Here is a 2387-nt window from a genome sequence, read left to right on the forward strand (position 1 = left end):
ATATATATCACTACCGATGGTAGTTTTTTATCAGAATAATAAAGAAGGAATTCAGCCTATGTATAACGAAAATGGCAGGGAAATTTTAATATTTCGTACAGAAAAATCAACAATTAAACAGACGTCAGATTGACGCCATAGGTTTTACACGGTTTACATTGGTAGTATATAAATACTTTGGAGGACTAAACCAGAAGAATAATATATTGTAAAGAAATGAAGTTGTTAAGTTATATTAACAGTAGGAGAACTAATGCTAAACATAGAAACTTCTAATTTTACCATTAATACAATGTGGTTATTACATCCCGATTATACAAATCTAGTTCAAAAACTAAAGGAGAAAAAATACAATTGTCCCGACTTTCGCCCAGGTTTTTTACCTGCATCAGGTATTTTAGCTAAAAAAGGAACACAAAAAGGTGAGGTTTTTGTCACCGTGGAACCTCAACGAAGAACATTAGGAATTGAGGGACTTTCGATAAAAGATGTATCGAGGTATTTTGATGAAGTCATGGAACTTCTTAGTAGTAGTTATGAAGATATTGAAAAGAATGTTATCGCCTATGAACTTATTGGAACCATAGTAATAAGCTCTAATCAAAAGCCATTGGAAAAAATAGGAAACATTTTCGGTGAGAATGAATTATTTACACGGTTCAAAGATGTTTTGGGCGAAGATGTGACCCCATTTACCATAAAAGTAATATCAAAAGGAAAAACACCGATTGAACCAGAATGGTTTGAGATTACTATTGGGCCGTATGAACCTCAAATTAATACACACTATCATCTAAGACTTGTATATAGAAGTCATTCAAGAACAAAACTTACAGGTTTTATTGAAGACTTTGAAGATAAGGCACTGAAGTTGATAAATAAAATAGAGGGATAAAGATGTTTGAACAAAATTGGACGGGAATTTCTCCGAGTATTTATACAACCGGAACTATATCAACCTCTATTGAAGAAACCGATCCCGTGTACCCAGACTCCTCTGAATATGAAAATTATCTAAAAATTAAAAGACCTATAAGTATTCCTTTTACTACGAAAGAATTTGATGTATGCGCATCCTTAACAGAGCCATGTGGACAACTCACAAATACTCTCGATTTAATTCAAGAATTAAAGGAGAAAGTTTCTACTGCAGAGAGTCCTCGAATACTTACTCCCATTCAAGCTTATGAGCTAGCATTAAGTACTCTTAGAACTTTTGAAAACAAATGGGAAGACTACGTGAAAGAAGAGGCGAGGCTTTTATCTATTTTTGATGAGGATGAAGATTAGTGATTTACGAGTACCCAGCTAAAGACCAACCTGTAAGGCAAGGAGATATTTTTTGCTCGTTACCATTGGTATCATTAGATTTAAACAAAGTGGTTACATTATCTGATAAGGGGTTATTCGAAGAGTCAAGTTGGCAAATAATAAAGGATAAGAAGGATATTGTGGTAGCTACCCCGTTGAGACAAACTTGGGGTATTGTTGCTACGCAAGATTGTGATGCTAGTCGTGCACCGATTATCTCCTTATTCGAAATTAGGACTTTTAAGGAAATTGTTGGAGGGGATTTACCGAAAAATCCTAAAAAATGGGTCAGCATGATCACACAAAGGTCTCGGCTCAATGCACATTGGTTTTATTTGCCAAGTGACGAAGATATAGGCTTTAAAGAAAGAATGGCAATTAACTTCCATGTTATGTTTCAAGTTAATAGTGATTATTTTAAACAAAGTGTCGAAGAATCAAGGAAGGGGCGGCTAAATAAAGTCGCATTTCAACATTATCGTGAAAGTATAGCTCAATATTTCAGACGGTATCCATATGATGAGTGGTATTCTCTAACCAATGAAGAATTTATAGAGTATAACAATGAGAAAGGCCCTGTAGAACCATTCGAATGGCAAAAATCAAAGAACAAAAAAGAAGAATAAACTTCCAACATCCTATTGTTTTCGTGCCCCCGTTAGTCATTAGCATCCAGAGCAATCGATGAACTATATAATCCTCATGCACTTACGTTGATGCCATGCAATTCTATTGCATGGTCGTGACTGTGCAATCTCTCAGGCATAGCTTCGCTACGCATCTACTTGAATGCGGTACTGACCTGCGGTATATCCAGGAGGTGTTAGGGCACAAGAGTTCAAAAACAACAGAAATCTATACGCATGTAAGTAACAGGGATATAGGGAAGATAAAAAATCCGCTGGATAGCTTACAGATAAAAGGAGAAGAGGATGATGATTGAAGATGTTCGACCAGAGGGATGTATATGCGAGCTCTGTTCGGATATATCGATAGGTTGGAAGGATATACGAACCAAGTTCGGATATACGATGTTATACGCAATTAAATTTTCACTGGTCTAAATCTCATTCTTC

4 protein-coding genes are annotated in these 2387 nt (G+C 35.7%); all 4 read left to right on the forward strand.

Features of this window, described 5'->3' with window-relative positions:
* Positions 1-253: 253 nt before the first annotated feature.
* Positions 254-895, forward strand: coding sequence for a hypothetical protein (locus AC6F8J_RS10600; RefSeq protein ID WP_500723226.1), 642 nt, complete (start codon positions 254-256; stop codon positions 893-895).
* A 2-nt stretch (positions 896-897) separates the two neighbouring features.
* Positions 898-1290: a hypothetical protein gene (locus AC6F8J_RS10605; RefSeq protein WP_500723228.1), complete on the forward strand. Its 393-nt coding sequence runs from the start codon at positions 898-900 to the stop codon at positions 1288-1290.
* Positions 1290-1937 carry a hypothetical protein gene (locus AC6F8J_RS10610; protein ID WP_500723229.1) on the forward strand — a complete coding sequence of 216 codons (648 nt, stop codon included), beginning with the start codon at positions 1290-1292 and terminating at the stop codon, positions 1935-1937. Before AC6F8J_RS10605 ends, AC6F8J_RS10610 begins: the two co-directional genes overlap by 1 nt.
* A 110-nt stretch (positions 1938-2047) precedes the next feature.
* Positions 2048-2254: a tyrosine-type recombinase/integrase gene (locus tag AC6F8J_RS10615; RefSeq protein ID WP_500723231.1), complete on the forward strand. Its 207-nt coding sequence runs from the start codon at positions 2048-2050 to the stop codon at positions 2252-2254.
* The last annotated feature ends 133 nt before the right edge of the window (positions 2255-2387 follow it).

The organism is Petrocella sp., from assembly GCF_059865615.1.